Below are 23,046 nucleotides of genomic sequence, written 5' to 3'. Positions count from 1 at the left end.
GGGGAGAGAGCGAAGCGCGACCGTCCGCCCGCTTCCTCCCCCTCCTCCGTCCTACTTCCGGCGATCCACCACGGCCCACGACGCAGCGGCCACCCCACCCGCCACCGCGAACACCGAAGGCCACGCCCCGATCTTCTTCGCCAACGGATGCGACCCGGCAAACGCCGCCACGTACACCCCGCTCAACGCGGCCGCCGTCACATTCCCCGCCTTGCGCTGCCACTCCCGCGCCGCCACGGCCCCGGCCGCCGCCAGTGCCACTCCGCCCAGGGGGCGCTTCTTGGTCCAGCGGGCTACGGCGTAGCCGCCTACTAGGCCGGTGGCGGTTACTGCTGCGGTCGGAATACCAGCCATCACTAAGCCCTTCTGCAATCAAACAACTGAGCCTGTTCTTCTGCTGACTCTACGTCGCACCATCGGCGGCAGAGGGGCGTGCCGCAGCATTGTGACTTGGCAAGCACGGCAACGAGTTCATGCTGAACACGTACGCTGGCAGTGACGTTGAGTGTGCAGAGAGGGGCCGAACGTGTCATCTGACGCTACTCCGGAACTGCCTTACGAGCCGATCGCGTTTGGCCAGCGAATGCAGGTGCTTCGCCTCCGCCGCGGCATGAGCCGGACCGTCCTTGCTGGGCTATTGGGCAAGTCGCCGAGCTGGGTAAAGCAAGTTGAGGGGGGACGGCTCCAGATGCCGAAGCTCCCTATGGTTCTGCGGATCGCTGAGGCTCTCCGCGTACCGAACCTTGCCGATCTCGTTGGTGAGCACGCGACGGCGATCTCGCTCTTCGCGGGTCCCGGCCACGCCCGCCTTCCGCACGTACGGGACGCCCTCAACGAGTACCCGCTGACGACCGTGCGCCAGGCCCCGTCCGCCGCACATCTGAAGTACCGCATCGCCCATGCGTGGCAGGCCCGACACTCTGCTCCCCATCACCGCGACGTGATCGGCGAACTGCTCCCGCGCCTCATCCGCGACGCTCAAGCCTCTTTGGCTCAAGCGGAGTCGGGAACGGAAAGAAGGGCTGCACAGTCCGTGTTGTCCGAGGTCTACAGCCTCAGCCAGTTCTTCCTCGCTTACCAATCTGACGCACCGTTGCTGTGGCGGGTAGTGGAGCGCGGTTTGGTCTCCGCGCAAGAATCCGAGGATCCACACACCATCGGCGTCGCGGCGTGGCTTGCGGCACAGGCACATCGCGACAGTGGTCCCGCGCACTACGACGCCGCCGACGCCGTAAACCTGGCGACTCTCCGCTACCTCGAACCCCTCCTTCCTGAAGCCGACGATGACGTACTTGCCATCACGGGGGCGCTGAACTTCGAGGCCGGATATACCGCGGCCCGACGAGGAGACGCCGGCACCGCCTGGCGCTACTGGGATGTCGCGCGGTCCATGGCAGGGCGACTTCCCGCGAACTATTTCCACCCCGTGACCTCGTTCTCCAGGGCGATCATGGGTGCTCACGCGGTGACCGTAGCCGTGGAGCTGCACGCAGGCGGTGAAAGCGTCAGACAAGCCGCTGCCGCAGACGTGACGCTCATCCCGTCGCGGCCGCGGAGCGCTCGCCACCGTATTGAAGAGGCGCGTGGCTACTACCTCGACGGCCAGGCCGAAACTGCTCTGGCAGTTCTGGACAAGGCCCACCAGGCCGCTCCCGAAACCATCCGCTACAACGGATACGCGCGGCGGATCGTCTTGGAAGAGACCGAGTCGAGGAGCCCAGCGCAACGGCGTAGGGCAAGCGAACTCGCCGTGAAGATTGGTGCGTTGGCCGCATAAATGAAGGGGTACAAACTGTGCCCCTGACGCTCTCCAGATGGCCGTACGGTCAGTCTCGCCTGACCGTACGAAGACCCCCGCGACCGCTCCACACGGTCCGGGGGCAGGGCCAACCTGAGAAAGCAGGTCAACGTGTCGCACTGTATCGCCCGAATCTTCGAACCCATTTTGCGGGCACTGCTACCTCCATCGGGTCGGCGCAGGCCACTACAGCCGCGACGACGGGACGTACAGGTCATTGCCCGTCACGTGGACACCGGCGCCGGAGCGCGCTGCGCCATGAAGGGGGCGGGCTGATGAGTGTTCGGCAGTTGCTGCGTCTGCTGCCCTGGCCGAACTCAGCGGGCCACCCCTGCTACCTGTCCACCGACGGGACAGGGCTCTTGTCGCGCCTTGCTGACGATATGGAGCAGATGCAGCTCGACATGGGAAGCGACCTTCTCGACTTCGCGCGCGAACTGCTTAATGACAGCAAGGTCACGCACCATGAACTTCGCTTCCTCGTCCGCCGGTTGACAGAGGCCCTCAGCGACGCGTTACGCGTTGCTGAAAGCCGTGGCGCCAGGATTCCCGCACATGGTGGCGATGAGGCAGCGGAGGCTGGAGGGCGAGGCAACAGAACTGAATAACGCAGGTGTGTCCGTATGGCGGATGAGCCGCTGAAGGCCTGAGCGTCTAGCCGAACCTTCTAGGCAGCCCTTCAGGGGGTGTGGTGCTGACCACACCCCCTGGAGGCGCGCGCCATGGGAGGCGATGGGTTGACAGGATTCGGCTATGGCGAAGGCGCGGTCATCCAACCCAGTCCGTTTTGGCCCTCCGCAGGACGTCGAGGAGGGGCAGTGGTTCGCGGGACACACAGAGTTGCACGCAGCCGGTGTCCATCGTCGGTCTGGCCAGGGCATCTCTGGTACCGCGCATGAGGGCGTCGATTCCATCGTTCTCTCCGGCGGGTATATCGACGATGAGTACGGCGAGCAAGAGATCATCTACACAGGTGAGGGCGGTCGCGACAGGGATACCGGTCGCCTCTACGCAGACCAATCCCTGGCGGCGCCGGGTAATGCCGGCTTGCTGCTCAATGAGGGACTGGGGCACCCGGTGCGAGTGGTACGCGGTCTAAAAATTCGGGGAAAGAAGCGACCCCGTGCGACGGGGGGCTATGAGTACTGCGGGCTGTTTCGCGTCGCGGAGCACTGGACGACAGTCGGGAAGGAAGGTTTCCGCGTCTGTCAGTTCCGGCTGCTCAAGTTGGCACCGGGGGAGTCGGCACGGCCGCACCCCGTCTCGCCGGGGGAGAGTGCGGACACCACCACCGAAGAGCAGTTGCGTCGAATCGTCGCGTACGAGCGGCTGATCCGTGACTCCAAGGTGGCCCGGCGGGTGAAGGAGATCTACGACAACACCTGTCAGATCTGTGATTGCCGACTGGTGGTGTCGCCCGGTGGCGAGGCGTATAGCGAAGCGGCTCATATCCATGCACTGGGCAAACCCCACGGTGGCCCGGATGAACTGTGGAATGTGCTCTGTCTCTGTGCGAACTGCCATGCCCTCTTTGATCGAGGAGCGCTTCAGCTCAGTGATGATCTCGATGTGTTTGATGGCCTCACACAGCGATTCGTAGGGGCCTTGACCATGGCCAAGGAACACCAGGTCAAGGTGGACTGCGTGCGTCAGCATCGCGCGCGCTGGGCTGAGCGATTCACCGAGTAGGACGGCCCGCTGAGGCCCGTACGGCTACGCGCGCGGCAGGCCCTACCGCTCCTGCTGCGCCCCCCAAGCCTCCACCAACGCCCCCCGCCCCCAAGCCTGGTACTCCCGCAGATGCGTCAGCAGATGCCGTTCCCGGCTGGCGAAGTCCGGGGTGGGGCCCATGAGGTGGGCGCGGCGGCGGTGGAAGGAGAGGGCGGTGGCGATGGTGGTGTATTCGGTGACGGCGCGGGCGGCGGCGGGGCCCTGGGTGCGGCGGGCCAGGTCGCGGGCCAGGGCGCGGGTTCTGAGGGAGGAGAGGGCGGTGGGTTCGGTGGGGGTGAGCCAGCCGGCCGTGATGTAGGGGGCGAGGTATCCGCGCAGGGAGAGCAGTTCCTGGTTGCGGGCCCAGATCGCCAGCCAGGTCAGGGTGATGAGGACGGGGACCATGAAGAGGCCGTAGACGATGAGGAAGCCGGGGTCGCCCAGGGAGGAGGCGCCGTTCCAGATGGCGTGCAGGAGGACGGCGGTGAGCAGGCCGAGGAGGGCGAGGGCGCGGCGGGCGGCGCGGCGGCGGGGGTAGCGGGTGGCGGTGATGCCGAACGCGAGGCCGGTGAGGATGGTGAAGAGCGGGTGGGCGAAGGGGGAGACGATGATGCGGAGGAAGAAGGTGCCGGCGGTGAGTGAGTCCAGGCCGGAGTGGCCCAGGGACTGATCCTTGCCGAAGGCGTTGCCCAGGTAGAGGACGTTCTCGGTGAAGGCGAAACCGGTGGCGGTGATGCCGGCGATGACGATGCCGTCCGTGATGCCGTCGAAGTCGCGCCGCCGGAAGCGGTAGAGGAAGAGCACGGCGGCGGCCTTGACCACTTCCTCGACGACCGGGGCGATCACCGTCGCACCCCAGGCCTCGGCCTCGGAGGGCGAGGTGGACGCGATATTGGCGGCCAGCCAGTCGGTCGCGAAGCCGTTGGCGAGGAGCGCGACCAGGGTGGCGGCACAGGCACCCCAGGTGAAGGCGAACGCGAGGTTGCGCCAGGGCTCGGGTTCGACGCGGTCGAGCCAGCAGAACGCCGCCACCAGGAGCGGTACCGGGAAGACGGCCAGTCCGAGTCCGACCAGGAAACCCTCCGTGCCGGTCTCCTGGCGGACCATGCCGATGATGATCACGCCGGAGAGCGCCAGCAGCGACACCAGGGCGACCGCCCGGAGGGTCTTGCTGCGCCAGGGCGCCGTCCGGCGGCGGGCATGCGCGGCGGCCGGCTGGTGCGTATGCGGTGTGTACGGGGGCGGGGCGGGCGCGTGGGGCGGGTACGGGGGCGGCTGGGACGGGTACACCCATCGACCCTAACGAGGGGGCTTCGCGCTATGTGTCGCGGCGGCGGAAGAGGAGGTCGTGGACGATATGTCCCTTGTCCAGCCCCTGGCCCTCGAACCGGGTGAGGGGGCGGAAGTCCGGCCGCGGCGCGAAGCCCTGGTGGAGGTTCTCCAGCGTCGGCTCGGCGGAGAGCACCTCCAGCATCTGCTCGGCGTACGGCTCCCAGTCGGTCGCACAGTGGACCAGGGCGCCGGGCGCGAGCCGGGTCGTCGCCAGGGCGAGGAATTCCGGCTGGATGAGGCGCCGCTTGTGGTGGCGCTTCTTCGGCCAGGGGTCGGGGAAGTAGATGCGCAGACCGGCGAGGGAGGCGGGGGCCAGCATCTCGCGCAGCAGGATGATCGCGTCACCGTTGGCCACCCGGATGTTGGACAGGCCGTTCCGCTCTGCGAGACCGAGCAGATTGCCCTGTCCGGGGGTGTGCACATCGCAGGCGAGGATGCCGGTGTCCGGGTCGGCGGCGGCCATCTGTGCCGTGGCCTCGCCCATGCCGAAGCCGATCTCCAGGACGACCGGCCGCCCGTCGAAGAAGGCGTCGAGATCGATACGGGAGAGCCCGTCGATGTCCAGTCCCCAGGTCGCCCACCGGCGGCGCAGCGCATCGGCCTGGCTGGGCGAGACCCGGCTGCGGCGCGGCTGGAAGGAGCGGATCCGCCGCTCGTGATGGGAGCCCGCGGGGTCGGCCGCGGGCCCCGTCCCGTCGGGGAACATCGGCTCGCCGCGCCGGGGGGCGGCGGCCGAGACCGCGGTGGCCCCGAGGTCGGGTGCTTCCTGAGCGGCGGGTTCCCGGGGGGCGGTGGTCCGGACGGCTTCCGGAGCGTCTGATTCCGCGGCGGCGGGGGCGTGAGTGGTGGGGTTCTCGGACACAGTGCGTCCGATTCTACGGGGGCGGCAGGAGGCGGCGGAGGGGCCGGCGGCGAACCCAGACTTCCCAGGCGATGGCGGGGCGGAAGGGGGGAAATCCTCGGTGAAATGGAGGTTGGCGCGGTAAGTAGCGGCGTGCATACGATGCGGGGTCGTCGTGGCAAAACCAAACCAGGGGGTCTGTTCATCGTGTCGCAGGGTGGCCAGGGAAACGCTGAATATCCGCAGGGGCCGCCTCCGGCGGGTCAGGGGGCCGCGGGAATCCCACCCGCCGGCCACCCCGCACCGGGCCAGCCCGCACCCGGCCACCCCGCACCGCCCGTCCCGTCACAGGCACAGCAGCCCGGTCCGTACATGGGAGGCCCCGGGTATCAGCCGCAGGGACAGCCCGGACCCGGTGGCCCGCACTTTCCGCCGCCCGTAGGCCGGCCCCAGGGGCCGCCTCCTCAGGGCTACGCGGGAGGCCAGCAGCCGCCGTACCCGCAGCAGGGCCAGGCACCCGGGCAGTTCCCGGGGCAGCCGCCGTTTCCCGGCGGTCCCGTGGCGGCACCGTTCCCGGGCGGCCCGGGGCAGCCTCCCGGCGCGGGGCGGAGCGGGCCGCCCGTGGCGCTCATCCTGGTGATCGTGATGGTCCTGCTCATCGGGGCCGGTGTCGGCGGGTACTTCCTCCTCTCGGGGGAGGACTCCGCGGACCCGGCCGCGGACCGGCCCGCGAATGCCATGCCGCGGCTGTGGGAGGCGCCGTCGCCCGCGTCCGACCGCGAGGGGCAGGGCGAGAACAACCTGCGCTCGATGTGGTTCAACAACGACGACGTCGTCTTCGGAGACGCCCAGGGTGTACGGGCCTACAACCGCAAGACCGGTAAGAAGCAGTGGACGGCCAAGACGCCCAAGGGCGCGGGCGAGGTCTGCGCCATGTCCAAGGAACCGAGCGAGGACGGCGTGGGCGCCGTGGTCTTCGACGCGGGCGGCGACGACTGTTCCTTCCTCTCCGTCATCGACACGGACACCGGCCGGACGCTCTGGTCGAAGAACCTCAAGGGCGGGAACACCGAGGACACCCCGCAGATGGTGGTGAACTCGAAGGTCGTCGCCGTCGCGATCGGGGACACCTACGCCGGTTTCACCATCACCGGTGGCGCGAAGGTCTGGGAGCTGACCGCGCGCGGCCACGACTGCACCACCACGGTGGGGCTGAGCCCGCAGTACCGGGCCGTGGGCAGTGACTGCTCCGACGCGAAGCCGAAGAAGCAACTGGCCCTCCAGGACCTGGAGTACAGCGGCATCCACTCGACGGTGACGGGCGACGGCCGGGCAGTCGGGCAGATCCTGTCCGACCGGCCGCTGACGATCCGCATGAGCGAAGAAGCCAACGTGATCGATGCCGAGGGCACCCTCTCCACCTATACGAAGGAAGGGAAGCCGGACAAGACCTTCCAGCTCTCAGGTGAGCTGAAGGACCTGAGCCTCAAGCCCCGCGACACCTTCGTCGACGAGGACGAGCAGGTGCTGGTGTCCGGCTACGGCTCCGGTGGCATCGCTGCCGTGGACCTGAAGACCGGCGAACTGCTGTGGAAGAAGCGGTCCGCGGCGTCCGCCGCTCTGGACACCGAGGGGCTGATCGCGGTGACCGACGCGCCGGACACCGGCACCCCCGGCCAGGACCCGGTGCTGGTCTCGATCGGTGTGCGTGACGGCAAGGAGAAGGTGCTGGGCACGGTCTACGACCCGAAGCACGCGCTGGGCTCCCCGGAGCTCATGTCGCTGGCCTGGGACGGCCACACCAACACGCTCTTCATCCAGGGCGAGGGCCTCAACCACGACAAGTCCAGCATCCAGGCCTTCAAGGCCACGATCGGCTGACGGCCCCCGACGCGCGGGCGCTTCCGGCTCCCGGCCTCTCCGTTCTCCTGGTTTCCGGGGCGAGCGGAAGGCCGGGAGCCGTTTGCGTCAGCCGTACGGGCCGTACGGGCCGTACGCCGCCGGGTGCTCAGCCCGTAGGGCGCTGCCCTGCCCCCACCAGCCCCAGCGCTCTCCGCGCCACCTCCCGCCCAATGGGGAGGGAAGCCGTCGCGGCCGGGGACGGGGCGTTGAGGACGTGGATCATGCCGGGGGAGTCGGCGAAGAGGAAGTCGTCGACGAGGGTGCCGTCGGGGAGGACGGCCTGGGCGCGGACGCCGGCCGGGGAGGGGAGCAGGTCCTCCTCGCGGGCGGCCGGGAGCAGGCGGCGGACCGCGTCGGCGAAGGCGCGCCGGGACAGCGAACGGTGCAGCTCGCCGGCGCCGTAGCGCCAGTGGCGGCGGGCTATCCGCCAGGAGCCGGGGTAGGCGAGGGTGCCGGCCAGCTCGGCGGGGTGGAGGGTGCGCCAGTCGTAGCCCTCGCGGGCCAGGGCGGGGACGGCGTTCGGGCCGATGTGCACGGCGCCGTCGATGCCGCGGGTCAGATGCACGCCGAGGAAGGGGAAGGCCGGGTCGGGGACCGGGTAGACCAGCCCGCGGACCAGGGAGGCGCGGTCCGGGGCGAGGGTGAAGTACTCGCCGCGGAACGGGACGATCCGCATGCCCGGGGCGTCGCCGGCCAGCCGGGCGATCCGGTCGCTGTGCAGACCGGCGCAGTTGACCAGGGCGCGGGCGCGGTGGACCGTGCCGTCGGACGTACGGACCGCCACCCGGCCGGGGCGGCGGCCGATGGCCGTCACCTCGGAGCCGTACCGGATCCGGGCGCCGGCGTCCTCGGCGAGACGGGCGAAGCGGCGGGCGACGGCGCCGAAGTCACAGACGCCGGTCGTGCCGACATGGATGGCGGCCAGGCCGCGCACCTCGGGTTCGTACTCGGCTATCTGGGCGGGGCCCAGCTCGCGCACCGGCAGGCCGTGCTCGCGGCCGCGCTGGATGAGGCCGTGCAGCCGCGGCAGCTCGCTGCGGTCGGTGGCGACGATCAGCTTGCCGGTGACCTCGTGCGGGATGTCCTGCTCGGTGCAGAACTTCACCATCTCCGCCGAGCCCTGGAGGGCGAAGCGGGCCTTGAGCGAACCGGGCGGGTAATAGATGCCGCTGTGGATCACGCCGCTGTTGCGCCCGGTCTGATGGCGGGCCGGACCGGACTCCTTCTCCAGGACGACCACGCGCGTGCCGGGCGCGGCACGCGTGATCGCGTACGCCGTAGAGAGTCCGACGATGCCGGCACCGATCACCAGCACCTCGCAGTCGTACGCCGCCACTGCACCTCCCCAACCGCATGACCGCAGGCCGGCCCGTCGCCACAGACCCGCGCATCATCGCCGACGACGTATCCCATCATGACGGTCGGCACTGACAATGCCGATCGGGCGGCTCCGAGGGGGCATGATCCCGGCCGGGCCGGGAGCGGCCCGGGTGGCCGGACGAGCCGCTCCGGGCGCTCTCCGAGCCGGTGCCGAGCCGGTGTCGAGCCGCTCCGTCCGGCCCGGCCGAGCCGACCCCGCCACGACGCCGAGCCGACCCGGCCAAGACACTAAGCCGGCGCCGCCAGCAGCGGTCTCGCCCGCTCCCGCAGTTCGACCACCCGGGGCTCGTCGCCGTACGGCTCCAGGCGGTGCAGCAGATCGCGGACGTACTCGGTGGTGCGGGCGGAGGAGATCCGTCCGGCCACCTCGACCGCGCGGGTGCCCGCCGCGCAGGCCGCGTCCAGATTGCCGGACTCCAGTTCGGCGACCGCGGACACGACGAGGCGCAGCCCGTGGGAGCGGACGAATTCCTCGGTGGGCCGGGACAGCGCCTGCTCGGTGAAGCGGCGCACCTGGCGGGGCAGCCGCAGATCGCGGTAGCACTCGGCGGCGTCGGCGGCGAAGCGCTCGTACGAGTAGAAGTCCAGCCACGAGGGGTCGGGATCGCCGCCGCGGGAGCGCTCCAGCCAGCCCTCGGAGGCCTTCAGCGCCACCTCACAGGCGCGCGCCTCGCCGGCCTTGGCCTGCGCCCGCGCCTCGACCAGCCGGAAGAAGCTCATGGTCCGGGCCGTGGCCAGTCCGCGGTTGCGTTCCAGGGCGGCCTGGGCGAGGTCGACGCCCTCGTCGGCGAAGCCGCGGTAGGTCGCCTGGAGGGACATCGAGGCCAGGACATAGCCGCCCAACGGGACGTCGGCGGCCGCGCGGGCGAGCCGCAGCGCCTGGATGTAATACCGCTGCGCGGCCTCCTGCTGGCCCGTGTCGAAGGCCATCCACCCCGCGAGCCGGGTGAGTTCGGAGGTCGCGCCGAACAGCGCGCGGCCCACTTCATCGCTGTACGAGGCGAGAAGTAACGGGGCGGCGTCCACCCGGAGGCACTCCGGCACCATGGACGAACGCCAGTCGCCGCCGCCGTACTTGGAGTCCCAGCGGCGCGCGTCCTCGGCCGCCTCCCGCAGTTTGCTGACATCGCTGTGGCCCACGTGCTGCGGGATCCCGGCGTCACCGGCCGCCGCGGCGTCCTTGTCCCGGGCCTCGGCCGCCTCCCGCGCCACCGAACTGTCGGCCGGGGATATCAGCCAGCGCGAGGCGGGGGTGGCGTACGCGCTGACGGCGAAGGATCCGGCCAGGCTCTGCCAGATGCCGCCCCCGCCGGCCCGCCGTCCGGCCAGATCGAGACGGTAGAGCTCGGTCGCGGACCGCACCGCGGCGCCCACATCGCGGGGAAATGCCAGGCCGACCTCGGGTGCGGGGTCCGCGTCGGCCAGCCCGATCTCGTGCAGCGGGACCGGCCGGCCGAGCTTGCTGCCGATCGCGGACGCGATCAGATGGGGCGCGGCGCCCTGGGGCACCATCCCCTTGGAGACCCACCGCGCCACCGACGTCTTGTCATAACGAAGCGTCAGTCCGCGCTGCGCACCGAGGTCGTTGACCCGGCGCGCCAGTCCGGCATTGCTGATACCCGCGAGGGCGAGAACGGTGCCAAGCTTTTCGTTCGGCCCGCGTATATCCCTGGACATGCGCACCCCTCGACACAGCGACGGCCGCCCCGGTACCCCGGGGCATGCGTCCACCCAGAGTAGTTCGCCGGATCCCGACCGTTAAGAGTCGGTGTCCCGGATGGCGAGATTCGTGTTCAAACAGGGGTGCGGGAATTGGCATGTGCTCCGGGTACGTGTGCCCGTGCGCCCGTTCGTGCGCGCTGGCCGCCCGCTTTAGGGGGCGGTTGCATGGCTTCTGCGTGGGTCGGCCCGCTGCACTGGATCCAGTGGGCTGGGGGATACCGTCACCTCATTCCCCGCGGGTGACGGTCCGGTCCGGGGGGCGCAGCCCGCCTCCCGGACCGTCGCGAGAACCGGGCGCCGGCCCGTTGGGGCGCCGGTCGGCAGCGCGCCCGAAGGTGTCAACTGGGCTGTATGGAACGGAGTTTGGCCGAAAGTCGACGGGTGATGATTTCACGCCGCCGCACGTACGGAGCCGCCTCGGGGGCCACACGGGGGGCCTTCCGGGGCCGATGCGGCGGAGTGCCCGCGCCCGGCGTACGGGAGTGCCGCCGGGCCGGTCCGCGCGGCCTTCCGCCGCGTCCGCTCCGCCGCTCACGGGCCGCCCGCACGGTGCGTCCGCGCCCCTCTCCGGGCCGCGGACGGCCCCTCATTACCCCCGAGCCCCGCGAACTGCCCGTATACAGGCCCGCTCCACCGCCTCTCCCGCGCCGCTGTCATGGCAGCATGGTCCGCACAACAGCTCGGTGACGTCCGGGCGATCCGCTGACGGGGCGGCCGTTGGCCCCGGCGCACGGGGAATCGGGTGGAGGCGGCCATGCGCTGGTTGGTGGGGTGGAGCAGTGCCGCCACGGGGCCGGCCGGCGACGAGCGCCCCGCGGTCCTCCCCGTCGGCGCCCAGCTCCTGTGGGACGGCCCGGACCCTCTCTGGGCGGTCGGCGACTGGCGGCCGGACGAGGTCCGCGTCGTCCAGGCCGACCCCGGGACCCGGCTCGCGGTCTTCGGCGTCTGCGGCGCCACCGACGACCAGCTGAAGGTGGGCCTGTTCGCGGCGCGTGGCGGCGCACTGCGGCATCTCACGGTCTGGCCCGGCAGTTACACCGCCGTCGTCCAGGTGGGGCGGCGGATCACCGTCACCGGCGACCTGGCCGGCGCCCGCCCCGTATTCCACACCCCGTGGGCCGGCGGCACCGCCTACGCCACCGCCGCCCTCCCGCTCGCCGACCTCGTCGAGGCCGGCCTCGACATCGGCCACCTCGGTGCGCTGCTGGCCTGCCCGGACATCCCCGAGGCGCTCGGGGCGGGCACACCGTACGAAGGCGTCCGCCGGATCCCGCCCGGCCACGCCCTGGTGCTGCGCGGCGGCGCCGGTGACATCACCTCCTTCGAACCGACCGCCTCGCTCGCCGTCGCCGCGCCCCAACTCGCCCCGGAACAGGCCGTGGAGGGCGTCCGCGACGCTCTGGTCGAGGCCGTCCGCGCCCGGCTGGCCGGAGCCCGGCACGTCCCCGATCCGGACGGGCGCGACGGCCTCGACCCCGGCCCGGTGCCCGGTATGGGGCCCGCCGAGCGGCGCGCGGCGCGCGGGGCCCCGGCGCCCGGCATCGGCGCCGACCTCTCCGGAGGAAGCGCCTCCGGAACCCTCGCCCTGCTGGCCGCCGGTCTCCCCGGCCGCCCAGGAAGGCTCAACGGCCACGGCGAACGCCTCCTGGCCGTCACCTTCAACGACCGGGCCACCCATGACGGACAGGGCGGCCACGACGCCGAGTTGGAGCGCGCCCGCACCCTCGCCGACAATCCGCGGCTGCACCATGTCGTCGTCGCGGCCGGCGAAGAGGCCCTCCCGTACGCGGACCTCGGCACCGGCCCGCTCACGGACGAGCCGGGCCCCTCCCTCACCACCGCGGGCCGCCACCGCAGACGGCTGCTGGCCGGCAGCGCGGACCACTTCGTCGGACATGGCGCCCGCCAGGTCCTCGACGCCCACCCGGCCCGGCTCGCCGACCTCCTCATGGACCGCCGCCGACGCCATCTGCTGCGCCCGGTCACCGCGCTGGCTAAAGCGGACGGCGCCCTGGCGCAATCCGTCCTCGTGCCCTTCACCGTCTACCGCGCGGCCCGCAAGCTCGCCCGTATGCCGTACGCGGCCGGTATCGCCGATACGGCACGGCGCCTCCTGGAGCGGCAGTTCGCCGACGAGCCGGTGGCCGGCGGCGCCGTGGACGCCTCACTGGCCGCGCTCGCCTGGTGCCGGCCGGGGCCCGCGGCGCGCTGGCTCACGGGGGAGGCACTGGCTGAAGTATCGGTTCGGCTGAGCGACGCGGCGCACCGCTCGCCCGCCGTGGGCCGTCCCGGCGAGCGCCGCGCCCGGGCCGCGCTGGCCCGCCAGGCCGCCGACCACCGCGTCTTCGAGCAGGCCGCCGAGGTCCGCAACCAGCGGCTGCACGCCCCGTTCCTCGACAACCAGGTGGTGCTCGCCTGCCGCGCCCTGCCGGACACCCTGCGGGTGCAGCCGGGGGCGCGGGCCGCGGTGCTGCGCTCCGTACTGGCCGGGGCCGGCGTCCGGGACCTGCCGCCCGGATGGGGCGCCACCTCGCAGCTCACCCACGCGGCTGCGGTACGCGCCGGGCTGCGCGGCGCCGTCGGCGACCTGGTGGGACTCTTCGACACCCCGCTGCTGGCCGACGCGGGCCTGGTGGAGGCGCGGGTGGTCCGCAAGGCACTGCGGTCGGCGGCCGAGGGCGCCGCGCTGCCGCTGGACGGACTGGCCGAACTCGTTTCCACGGAGCTGTGGTTGCGGCGGCTGGTGGCCCGGCGAGGGACATGCTGGACGGGGGCCGGGGCGCCGCGCCAGAAGGCGGTCGCGGGCGGCGTCGTCCCACGGGCGCGGCTGGGCTGAGCGGGGCCGCGTGGCCTGCCGGGTGACCCGGCAGGCGGCCTCAGTGCCCGGGGAGCCGTCGGCGCCTAGCGGCACATGATCGTGGACTGCGCCCAGTCCGCCAGCGCGACCGTACCCACGGGATTCGCCGGATCGGTCACCAGCCGAAGCGTCGTACGGCCCGTCAGCGGGACATGCACCGGTACGGCCCGGTCCCCGCCGTGTACCGCCCCCGACTGCCACAGCGGCACACCGTCCGCATAGACGGAGAAGCGCACCGCGGCCGGCCCCGCACTGAGGTCGTCCACGCCCGCCACGGCGTCATAGGCGGTGCACCGGCGGTTGAGGTCGATGGTCACCGAGGACCGTCCGTGCACGGTCACCCCGTGCGCATACGTCGTCCCGGCGATCTGCGGTGACTGCCGCTGCCACAGCCAGCTGCTCCCCAGCGTGCGCACCTCCGGCTTGCTGCCGTCGCCCATGAAGTCGAGGGCGAGCCCATTGACCCGGTAGGCGGCCGGGGCGGGCGGCGTCGGCTTGGCGGTGGGCTTCGGCGGGGTCGGTCTCGGCGGGGTGGGCTTCGGAGGGGTGGGCCGGTGGGTCGGCGTCGAAGGCGGGGCCGGTGTCGAGGGCGAGGTCGGCGCGCGCGTCGGCTCCGGTGGGGTCGCCTTCGGGGTGGGCGTCGGCCGCGGGCTCCGCGTGCGGTCCGGGACCGGCTTCTGCGCCGGATCCTTCGGAGCGGGGGCGGCGCCGCCCGCCGGTGGCAGCCCGGGGTGCGACGAGCGGGGCGCCGGCTGCTGGGGTGCGGACACGGCCGGCCGGGGCGCCTGGGCCCGCGGTTCCGGCGCCGGCGCCTTCTGCGGGGAAGCGGTCAGCGCCAGCGAGAGCGTCGCGCCCGCCACCACCGCCGCCCCGACCCCGATCCCGGCCTTGACCGCCCCGCCCAGCCCCTTGCCGAGGGAGGCACCGGTGTTTCCCGTCGCACCGGAGCCGCCACTCCCGGCGGTCGCGGCCGCACCGGCCGCCACCCCCGCGGCACCCGCCACCGCCGTCTTGACGGCGTACCCGGCGGCGCACCAGCCGAGGAACGCGACCGGCAGCAGCGCACCGATCCGCTGATTGACGTCCGCGACCTCCAGCGCGGCCAGCCGGCACCGGGGACAGGCGTCCAGATGCTTGCGCAGCCCCCGTTCGGCCCGCATCCGCAGCCCGCCGCGCGCATAGGCGCCGAGCCGGTCGGCGTACCGGGCGCAGTCGCCGCCGTCGGTCAGCGACTGGCTGACATGCGCCTGGAGATACGCCTGCCGGAGGCCCTCGCGGGCGCGGTGCGCCAGTACGGCGGTGGCGTTCGCGGTCAGCCCGAGCAGCGGGGCGACCTCGCTCGGCGACTCGTCCTCGACCGTGGTGTGCCACAGCACCGTCTGATAGCGCTCCGGCAGACTGCGGAACGCCCGTACGGCCATCGACCGCTCGGCCTCCTGCATGGCGCGCACCTCCGCGCCCAGGTCCAGGGTGGCGTCGTCCTCCGGCGCCCCGGCCGAGGACACCGCGAACACCGCGAAGTCCTCCACCAGTTGCTCCCGCCGCGCGGTCTGCGCCCAGGACGCGGCCACCCGGCGGACGGTCGTCAGCAGATAGGCGCGGACCGCGGATTCCGGGCCCGCCCCGCCGCGCACCGCTTGCAGCGTGCGGGCGAAGACCTCGCCGGTCAGATCCTCCGCGGTGTGCGCGTCCCGGCAGCAGCTGCGGGCGTAGCGCCGGACCGCCGCGGCGTGCCTGCGGTACATCTCCTCGTACGCGCTGTCGTCGCCGGCCCGCAGGTCGGAGAGCAACTGGGCGTCGGACGGCGGGAGGTCGCGGTCCTCGGGACCGGTGGCCGCGCCCGCGCCGCGGGGCTCCCGCTGCGGCGGCACGCTGGGCCCCGCGTCCGCCGGAACCCCGGCACTCTCGTGCCGCCCGTCCGGGGAAGTCGCCCCCAACGGACCGCCCTGGCCGGGGACCTGCCCGGTCCGCGGTGCCGCCCGCTCACCCGCCCCGGCCTCGCCGTCGCGCCGCGCGTCCCGCCCGTCAACACCCATCGCCGAGGCTCCCGAAGCCGCTGTCCCAACGGAATACCGCGTAAGCGTGCCACACCGGGCCCCGGCGGTTGCGGGTCCTGCCCGCCCGCCACCCGTCCGGGGTGCACACGCGGACGACCGCACGGGCGTTCACCCGTACGGGCCATGCCGCGCAGACGGCCGATACCGTGCGCGGCCCTCGTACGGGTCCTGTCGCACGCGGCGCCCCGGCGGCGTGCGGACCGGAGCCGCCGCGGTCCGCGGACGGCACCGTTCCGCGGACCGGCCCCGCCCGGTGGACCCCACGATCGGGTTCACCCGGACGGAGCCGGCCACCGGACCTCAGCCGGCCGGGCGCGAGCGCAGCCCCTCCAGCAGAATCTCCAGCAGCCGCGCGGACGCGGCCTGCTGCTGCCCGGGATCGGGCAGCGTCGGCGCTCCCGTGGCGATTACTAAAAGGATGTCCGAGACCGTCACATCGGCGCGCAGCTCACCGGCCGCCCTGGCACGCTCCACGAGCCGCCCGACGACCTCCAGGAGCGCGTCGGCCCCGGCGGTCTCCTCGGCGGCGGCCGGCGCGGCCTCGGCCGGCCGGAGCTCCGCGGACGCCCCGTCCCCGCCGGGCGCCGTGCGCTGCTGCGGCACCCGCGCCTCGCTCAGGCCGTCCGGCATCCGGGGCCCGTCCGCGGCCTCCGCCGCCGGTTCCCCGGCCCGGCCGGCCGCGCTCACCCGCAGAATGCCCGGCGGCAGCAGCCGTCCGGCACCCGAGGCGACCGACGTCCGCAGGAAACGGGACAGCGCCGACCACGGGTCGTCCTCCTGACCCAGTGCCGTATGCGCCTGGTCCGTCAGCCGTGAGGTCTCCTCCTCGGCTATCCGGCGGACCAGCACGTCCTTGCTCGGGAACCGGCGATAGACCGTGCCGACTCCGACGCGGGCCCGCCGCGCCACATCCTCCATGGGAGCGCCGTACCCCAGCTCGCCGAACACCTCGCGAGCGGCCCGCAGTACGTGCTCCAGATTGCGCTGGGCGTCCACCCGAAGCGGTGTGCTCCGGCCGCCCGTCCCCGTGCCGGCACCGTTGGTCATCGCGGTGCCGTTGCTCTGGGGTCTGTTGTGCTCGTGAACGCTCCCGGCGCCGTCGGAGGCATGAGCCACAGCGACGGTGGCCGGCCATTGAGAGCCCTGAATGTGCATAGTGATCCCCCGGTAATGACGTCTCCCCCCGGAGACTCCCCGCCCTGACAGTCAGGGCGTACCGACGAGAGGGTGCACCCCAACGAGATACGAACATAGTTGAGCTGGGGTCAAGAATGAAGGGGGCGTTCCACACAATGCGCCCCCCGATCGGCCCAAGGCGTCTGATCCGCCCCGATTAATCCCCCGTTCCTGCTCCGCCACGCACCCCCTGACCAGCGCACCTCGGCCCGCATCCGCGGAATCCGTCGTTCCGTCCCCAGGGCCGCGCCCGGTCATACATTTCGACGGGCCTGTGGACAAAGGCGCTCCGGGGGTGCGTCATGGAACAGTGCTGTGCTTTCCCGGGGGTGCAGCGCCCGAAGCCGTCCGCGCGCCCGGCCGGCTTTCGGACCGGTGCCGCCCCGGGGCCTGGTCGACACCGCGAGGAGAACCTCTGTGAAGACTGTGTCTTCGGAAGACGTGACGCGCATTCTCGTGGTCGGCGGTGGCTACGTGGGGATGTATACCGCCCTGCGATTGCAGCGGAAACTGAAGCAGGAACTGCGGCAGGGCACCGTCGAGATCGTCGTGGTCGACCCCGAGCCGTATATGACATACCAGCCATTCCTGCCCGAGGCCGCGGCCGGTTCGATCTCCCCGCGCCATGTCGTCGTACCGCTGCGCCGGGTGCTGCCCCAGTGCAAGGTTGTCATCGGCGAGGTCACCGCCATCGACCACGACGACCGCCGGGCGACCATCACCACCCTGGCCGCGGAGGAGACCGGCGACGGCGCCATCGAGGTGGCGTACGACGAACTGGTCCTGGCGCCGGGCTCGGTCTCACGCGCCCTGCCCGTCCCGGGCCTGGCCGACGTCGGCATCGGTTTCAAGACCGTCGAGGAAGCCATCGGACTGCGCAACCATGTCCTCGGCCAGCTCGACATCGCCTCCTCCACCCGCGACCCCGCCGTCCGCGACGCCGCGCTGACCTTCATCTTCGTCGGCGGCGGCTACGCGGGCGTGGAGGCGCTGGCCGAACTGGAGGACATGGCCCGCTACGCCGTCCGCTACTACCACAACATCCAGCCCGAGGACATGAAGTGGATCCTGGTCGAGGCGACGGACCGGATCCTGCCCGAAGTGGGCCCGGAGATGGGCCGCTACGCCGTACGGGAGCTGCGGGCCCGCAATATCGACGTACGGCTGGAGACCCGGCTGGGATCCTGCGAGAAGAATGTCGCCCAGCTCAGCGACGGCTCCCGCTTCCCGACCCGGACCCTGGTGTGGACCGCGGGCGTCAAACCGCACCCCATCCTGGCCGCGGCCAAGCTGCCGCTCAACGCCCACGGCCGCCTCGTGTGCACCCCCGCCCTCCAGGTGGACGGCGTCGAACACGCCTGGTCCGCCGGGGACGCGGCCGCGGTCCCCGACCTCACGGCCGAACCGCCCGCTGGGCCTGACGAGCCCCGCCCCCTGTGCGCCCCCAACGCCCAGCACGCCGTCCGCCAGTCCAAGGTCCTCGCCGAGAACCTCGCGGCGGCGGTGCGCGGCGGCCCGATCGTGGACTACGCGCACAAGTACGCCGGCTCGGTGGCCTCGCTCGGCCTCCACAAGGGCGTCGCGCATATCTACGGGCGCAAGCTGAAGGGCTACCCGGCGTGGTTCATGCACCGCGTCTACCACCTCAGCCGGGTGCCGACCTTCAACCGCAAGGCGCGGGTGCTCGCCGAATGGACCCTCGCGGGCCTGTTCAAACGCGAGATCGTCTCGCTCGGCTCGCTGGAGAACCCGCGCGCCGAGTTCGAACTCGCCGCGGGAACCGGACGGCACAACGAAGCGAGCTGACGCGCCGTACCCCCACCGGAGTTGACGTGCCGTCAGCCCTGGAGGGGCCGGATGTTCCGGAGTGCGGAACTCCACAGCGCCACCCCGGCGTCTGACGGATGTCCGTCCGGTCGGCCACACTGGACGTGTGACCATGGGTGGGCTCGTATCTGCAAAGAGTGACAATCACGAGGATTCTGGACGTTTGCTGCATTCCGCAAGAGGGCGCCGAGAGTGTCCCCAGCCGACCGTCCCCCGGCCACCTGCCGGGAGATCCCGCCATGCCGACGGCCCGATCCCGCGCGACAACGCGAAGTAAGAGGTACCCCTCCGTGATCTTCACGCGCTGGAGCGCCAAACTCCCCGGCACACAGCGGCGCGCCGCCGCCCGGTCCGACCGCGCCGCACCCGGCACACCGGCCGTCCCGCCCACCGCGGCCCCGGCCCCGGCGCCGTCCGCCGTGCCCGCGGCGGCCGACGGCGCACCGTCCGCCCCGACGGCCGCCACCACCACCGGCTCGGTCCCCGCGGCCCGCGCCGAACACCCCGATCCGGCCCCCACCCAGGACCGCACCCCCGCGACCCTGCCGCCCACCGTCGACGCCCTGTCCGTCCACGACATCCTGGGCACCATCCCGGCCCTGGTCGCCGTCGTCTACGGCCCCGAGCACCGCCTCGCCTATGTGAACGGCGCCTACGCCGCCGTCTTCGGCCCGCGCCCGGCCGGCCACCCCGCCCGCGAAGCCCTCCCCGAGCTCGCCGCACTCGGCCTGCTCCCCCTGATGGACCAGGTCCTGCGCAGCGGCAAACCGCGCACGGTCAAGTCCCGCAAGGTCCCCGGCGGCGACCGCACCCGCGACGGCTACTACACCTTCACCTGCACCCCCATCGAGGTCGCCGCCAGCGGCCCGGCCCCTGACCCCGAGGTCGCCTGCGTCGCCCCGCACAAGGGCGTCCTGGTCTTCGGCGCCGAGGTCACCGACCAGATCGAGTCCGCCGAACGGCTGCGGGCCAGCGAGGCCCGCCAGCGCGAGGCCGCGGTCACCCTCCAGCGCTCCCTGCTGCCCCAGGAACTGGAGCAGCCCGACGACCTCTGCGTCGCCGCCACCTACCAGCCCGGCGGCACGGACGCCGCGGTCGGCGGCGACTGGTACGACGTCATCACCCTCGGCGCCGGCCGTACGGCCCTGGTCATCGGCGATGTCATGGGCCGCGGGGTGCGCGCCGCCGCCGTCATGGGCCAGCTGCGCACCGCGGTCCGCGCCTACGCCCGCCTCGACCTCCCGCCCCACGAGGTCCTCCAGCTCCTGGACGGCCTGGCCGCCGAGATCGACGCCAGCCAGATCGCCACCTGCGTCTACGCCGTCCACGACCCGAACGAGGGCCGCCTGGTTTACTCCTCGGCCGGCCACCTGCCCATCCTCGTCCGCGACCCCGACGGCACGGTCCACCGCGCCGCCGAACCGACCGGCCCGCCCCTGGGCACCGGCGGCTGGCTGCACACCTCCGGATCGGTCCCGCTCGGCCCCGGCAGCAGCGCCGTCCTCTACACCGACGGCCTCGTCGAGCGCCGCGACAAGGACATCGACCACGGCGTCGAGGCCCTGGAGCGCGCCTTCGCCGGCGCGGCCGGCGCCCCCGACATCGTCTGCGACCGCCTGCTGCGCTCCCTGGGCATCACGGCCACCCATGACGACGACGTCGCCATCCTCGTCCTCCAGCACCCCGCCCGCACCGGCCATGACGCCGAGCTGTTCCACAACGCCGCCCTCGAACTCCACGGCGGCACCGAAGCGGCCCCGCGCGCCCGCGCCTTCGCCTCCGGCGTCCTCGCCTCCTGGCGCTTCCCGCCCGAGCTGCACGACCTCGGTGTGCTGGCCGCCAGCGAACTGGTCGCCAACTCCCTCCAGCACGGCACCCCGCCGATGCGGCTGCGCCTGCGCCGCACGGACCGCCGGCTGATCGTCGAGGTCACCGACGGCGACGACCACCTCCCGCGCCGCCGCCGCGCCGAACCGGCCGACGAGGCAGGCCGGGGCATCTCCATCATCGCCACCATCGCCTCGTCCTGGGGCTCCCGCCGCACCCCGGGCGGCGGCAAGGCCGTCTGGTGCGAATTCGCACTGCCCCGCGGATAGCCGTACGCCGCCGGCCCCGGTCACATCGGACCGGGGCCGGCGGCGTACAGAAGTGGCATACAGGAGCAGCCGTCTTACGGCGCCGGGCCGCGGGCTCAGGCGCCGCAGGCCACGGCCTCCGCCTCGGCCGGCACCCGCGCCGCGGGCACCGCCGCCACCGCACGGTGCGGATTGTCCTGCGCCGGCCGCAGCGTCCGGCCCAGCCACAGCGACAGCCCGGTGATCCCCAGCGCGCACAGCACCAGCATCCCGATGTACGCGGCGTACATCCCGTGCCCCACCATCAGCGCACCCACCGCCGGACCAACCGCCAGCGCCAACTGCTTGACCAGCGCGAACGCCGAGTTGTACTGACCGATCAGCGAGGGCGGCGCCAGATCGGCCACCAGCGGCGCCACCGTCGGCGACAGCATCGACTCACCTATCCCGAACAGCGCATACGTCGAGATCAGCAGCGCCGTCGCCACCATCTGCGCGCCGTGCACCAGCCCGGACACCCCGGCGGCGATCCATGCCACCGTCCAGACCATCCCGACCAGCGCCATCACCCGGCTGCGCCGCCGCCCCTCGACCAGCTTGAGCACCACGAACTGCGCCGCCACGATCGCCGCCGTATTGGCCGCGAGCGCGATGCCCAGGCTCGACGGCGCGATCCGGGTGACCTCGGTGGCATACGCCGCCAGCCCCGACTCGAACTGCCCGTAGCAGGCGAAGAACAGCACAAAGCCCAGTACGCACAGCCACAGCATCCGCCGGTCGGCGAACATCGCTCGCCAGGCACCCTTGGCCCGCTCCTCGGTCGGCACCGGGTCCTCGACCTTCGGCCCCCGCGGCAGCCGTACGGTCGCCACCGCCGCGCCGAGCACCAGGAACATCACGGCCTCGATGGCGAACAGCCGCACAAAGCTCGACGCGTGCGTCTCATCGACCAGCAGCCCGCCGACCAGCCCGCCGACGCCCAGCCCCAGGTTGTTCAGAAAGAACTGGGTGGCGAACGCCCGCGACCTGGTCAGCGTCGTCGAGCACCACACGATCATCGTCGCGAGCGCCGGCTGAATGACCGCGATCCCCGCACCGAGCGCGATGGCCGACGCGATGACCAGCGGCTCCGTGGCGGACAGCCCCAGCCCCAGGGCACCCACGGCGGCGGAGACCGTACCGGCGATCGCCACCGGCAGCGGCCCGCGCCGGTCGATCGCCCGACCGGTCAGCGGCAGAACGACCAGTGCGGCCATCGCCAGCATCGCCAGCACCACACCGGCCGTGCTCGCACCGAGATCCCGCACCTTCGCCACGTAGACGTACAGATACGGAACGGTGAAGCCGTTCCCGAACGCGCTCAGCGCGTTCCCGAGCTGGATCCGGCGCAACGCGGCGCCCATCGCGGTGGTCACACTCACCTACCTAGGTCAGGTCGTCAGGAAGAGGGGGAGAACCAAGGAGCCGGACAGACGCCAGGGCGAGACCGGTCCGAGGCCGGACAGTCTCACCCTGAAGACTTCAACTCTAAAGTTCGAAGTTAAAGAGTACACCCCGAAGAACTTCAACGCCAATGACTTCCATGCCATACTGCGCCGCATGCCTGAGCCCTCCGATGCGGCCGCCGACGCTGCCGAGCCGAGCCTCGAGGAACAGATCGCCGCCTACCAGCGCGAATTCCAGGACCTCGACCCCCAGGTGGAGCAGGTCGTCTCCGCACTACAGCGCCTCAACCGACGGATGAACGTCGCCTACGGACGACAGACCTCCACGCTCGGCCTGAGCAACGCCGAATGGGAGGTCCTCAAGGCCCTCGTCGTCTCCGGAGCCCCCTACCAATTGGGCCCCGGCGAACTCGCCAAACGCCTCGGCCTCACGCCGGCGGCCATGACCCACCGCATCGACCGCATGGCGGGCGAGGGCCTGGTCACCCGGGACCGCGACGAGAACAACCGCGTCCGCGTCATCGTCGAGCTGACCCACGAGGGCCGCGAGAAGTGGCTCGAGGCGATGCGCCTGGCCTCCGTCTTTGAGGAGGACCTCCTCCAGGACCTCTCCGGCGAGGAACGCCAGCTCCTCGGCCAGGTATTGACCCGCCTCCTGCGCCGCGTCGAGGACGCCCAGCCGGACGCCGACGGGCGTCTGAGTGACCTTGACTGACGCGAGTTGACACGGCCTACCCCCATCCGTAGTGTTCTCCGAGTTGCCACGGAGCCGACAGGCCCGGGGCAGCCATCCCGCCGCTTCGCGGCACACCACTACAGCACGGCCCCTCACCGGGAACAATTTCGGCATGCCGAAATTCGCACCGCGACGTGATTATGCGTCAACGAGGAATTCCGCTAAAGTAGTGATCACGCCGAAAGGCA

The 23,046-nt window shown here is 72.1% G+C and carries 16 protein-coding genes; 8 read left to right on the top strand and 8 right to left on the bottom strand.

Going from position 1 to position 23,046, the window contains the following annotated elements; translation table 11 throughout:
• Positions 1-51: 51 nt before the first annotated feature.
• Positions 52-354 carry a hypothetical protein gene (locus QT196_RS18520; RefSeq protein WP_168480168.1) on the bottom strand — a complete coding sequence of 101 codons (303 nt, stop codon included), beginning with the start codon at positions 352-354 and terminating at the stop codon, positions 52-54.
• A gap of 172 nt (positions 355-526) precedes the next feature.
• Here QT196_RS18520 and QT196_RS18515 point away from each other — a divergent pair, with 172 nt between their 5' ends.
• The 3 genes from QT196_RS18515 (at position 527) to QT196_RS18505 (ending at position 3,487) form a co-directional block, all read left to right on the top strand.
• Entirely contained in the window at positions 527-1,777 is a 1,251-nt protein-coding gene (locus QT196_RS18515) for a helix-turn-helix transcriptional regulator (RefSeq protein WP_248001196.1), read from the top strand.
• Positions 1,778-2,073: 296 nt separating this feature from the next.
• Positions 2,074-2,406 (top strand): hypothetical protein, encoded by a 333-nt coding sequence (locus QT196_RS18510; protein WP_290355264.1) that lies wholly within the window; start codon positions 2,074-2,076, stop codon positions 2,404-2,406.
• A gap of 145 nt (positions 2,407-2,551) precedes the next feature.
• Positions 2,552-3,487, top strand: a complete 936-nt coding sequence (locus tag QT196_RS18505) for a YDG/SRA domain-containing protein (protein ID WP_168480164.1) — start codon at positions 2,552-2,554, stop codon at positions 3,485-3,487.
• Positions 3,488-3,529: 42 nt separating this feature from the next.
• On the opposite strand, the gene QT196_RS18500 is transcribed toward QT196_RS18505, so the two are convergent.
• Together QT196_RS18500 and trmB are read right to left on the bottom strand one after the other, a co-directional pair.
• Positions 3,530-4,798, bottom strand: coding sequence for a PrsW family intramembrane metalloprotease (locus QT196_RS18500; protein WP_168480162.1), 1,269 nt, complete (start codon positions 4,796-4,798; stop codon positions 3,530-3,532).
• A gap of 28 nt (positions 4,799-4,826) precedes the next feature.
• Positions 4,827-5,702, bottom strand: a complete 876-nt coding sequence (gene trmB / locus QT196_RS18495; protein WP_290355263.1) for a tRNA (guanosine(46)-N7)-methyltransferase TrmB — start codon at positions 5,700-5,702, stop codon at positions 4,827-4,829.
• Positions 5,703-6,302: 600 nt separating this feature from the next.
• On the opposite strand from trmB, the gene QT196_RS18490 reads away from it, so the two are divergent.
• The gene (locus QT196_RS18490) at positions 6,303-7,562 is read left to right on the top strand and encodes a PQQ-binding-like beta-propeller repeat protein (protein ID WP_290355262.1); all 1,260 of its coding nucleotides are present in this window, start codon (positions 6,303-6,305) and stop codon (positions 7,560-7,562) included.
• A 127-nt stretch (positions 7,563-7,689) separates the two neighbouring features.
• Here QT196_RS18490 and lhgO read toward each other — a convergent pair whose 3' ends face one another.
• Both lhgO and QT196_RS18480 read right to left on the bottom strand, forming a co-directional pair.
• On the bottom strand, positions 7,690-8,919 hold the full coding sequence (gene lhgO / locus QT196_RS18485; protein WP_290355261.1) for an L-2-hydroxyglutarate oxidase: 1,230 nt from the start codon (positions 8,917-8,919) through the stop codon (positions 7,690-7,692).
• 272 nt (positions 8,920-9,191) lie between these two features.
• Entirely contained in the window at positions 9,192-10,640 is a 1,449-nt protein-coding gene (locus tag QT196_RS18480; protein WP_018092687.1) for a hypothetical protein, read from the bottom strand.
• 799 nt (positions 10,641-11,439) lie between these two features.
• Between QT196_RS18480 and QT196_RS18475 the strand changes: the two genes are divergently transcribed.
• The gene (locus QT196_RS18475) at positions 11,440-13,521 is read left to right on the top strand and encodes an asparagine synthase-related protein (RefSeq protein ID WP_266737225.1); all 2,082 of its coding nucleotides are present in this window, start codon (positions 11,440-11,442) and stop codon (positions 13,519-13,521) included.
• Positions 13,522-13,586: 65 nt separating this feature from the next.
• Here QT196_RS18475 and QT196_RS18470 read toward each other — a convergent pair whose 3' ends face one another.
• Positions 13,587-15,578, bottom strand: a complete 1,992-nt coding sequence (locus tag QT196_RS18470; protein ID WP_266737223.1) for a sigma-70 family RNA polymerase sigma factor — start codon at positions 15,576-15,578, stop codon at positions 13,587-13,589.
• A 321-nt stretch (positions 15,579-15,899) separates the two neighbouring features.
• Positions 15,900-16,754, bottom strand: a complete 855-nt coding sequence (locus QT196_RS18465) for a TetR/AcrR family transcriptional regulator (RefSeq protein ID WP_290355260.1) — start codon at positions 16,752-16,754, stop codon at positions 15,900-15,902.
• A 447-nt stretch (positions 16,755-17,201) separates the two neighbouring features.
• On the opposite strand from QT196_RS18465, the gene QT196_RS18460 reads away from it, so the two are divergent.
• On the top strand, positions 17,202-18,581 hold the full coding sequence (locus QT196_RS18460) for an NAD(P)/FAD-dependent oxidoreductase (protein ID WP_266737681.1): 1,380 nt from the start codon (positions 17,202-17,204) through the stop codon (positions 18,579-18,581).
• Between the two features lie 311 nt (positions 18,582-18,892).
• Positions 18,893-20,698 carry a SpoIIE family protein phosphatase gene (locus QT196_RS18455; RefSeq protein WP_290355259.1) on the top strand — a complete coding sequence of 602 codons (1,806 nt, stop codon included), beginning with the start codon at positions 18,893-18,895 and terminating at the stop codon, positions 20,696-20,698.
• Positions 20,699-20,793: 95 nt separating this feature from the next.
• Here QT196_RS18455 and QT196_RS18450 read toward each other — a convergent pair whose 3' ends face one another.
• Positions 20,794-22,092, bottom strand: a complete 1,299-nt coding sequence (locus tag QT196_RS18450) for an MFS transporter (RefSeq protein ID WP_290356678.1) — start codon at positions 22,090-22,092, stop codon at positions 20,794-20,796.
• A 184-nt stretch (positions 22,093-22,276) separates the two neighbouring features.
• Between QT196_RS18450 and QT196_RS18445 the strand changes: the two genes are divergently transcribed.
• Positions 22,277-22,837: a MarR family transcriptional regulator gene (locus QT196_RS18445; RefSeq protein WP_168480147.1), complete on the top strand. Its 561-nt coding sequence runs from the start codon at positions 22,277-22,279 to the stop codon at positions 22,835-22,837.
• Positions 22,838-23,046 lie beyond the last annotated feature (209 nt).

It is taken from the genome of Streptomyces sp. P9-2B-2 (genome assembly GCF_030406865.1).
Classification (GTDB): Bacteria; Actinomycetota; Actinomycetes; order Streptomycetales; family Streptomycetaceae; genus Streptomyces; species Streptomyces platensis.
The sequence above is the reverse complement of the archived record's forward strand: the minus strand, read 5'-3'. Positions and strand labels throughout refer to the sequence as shown.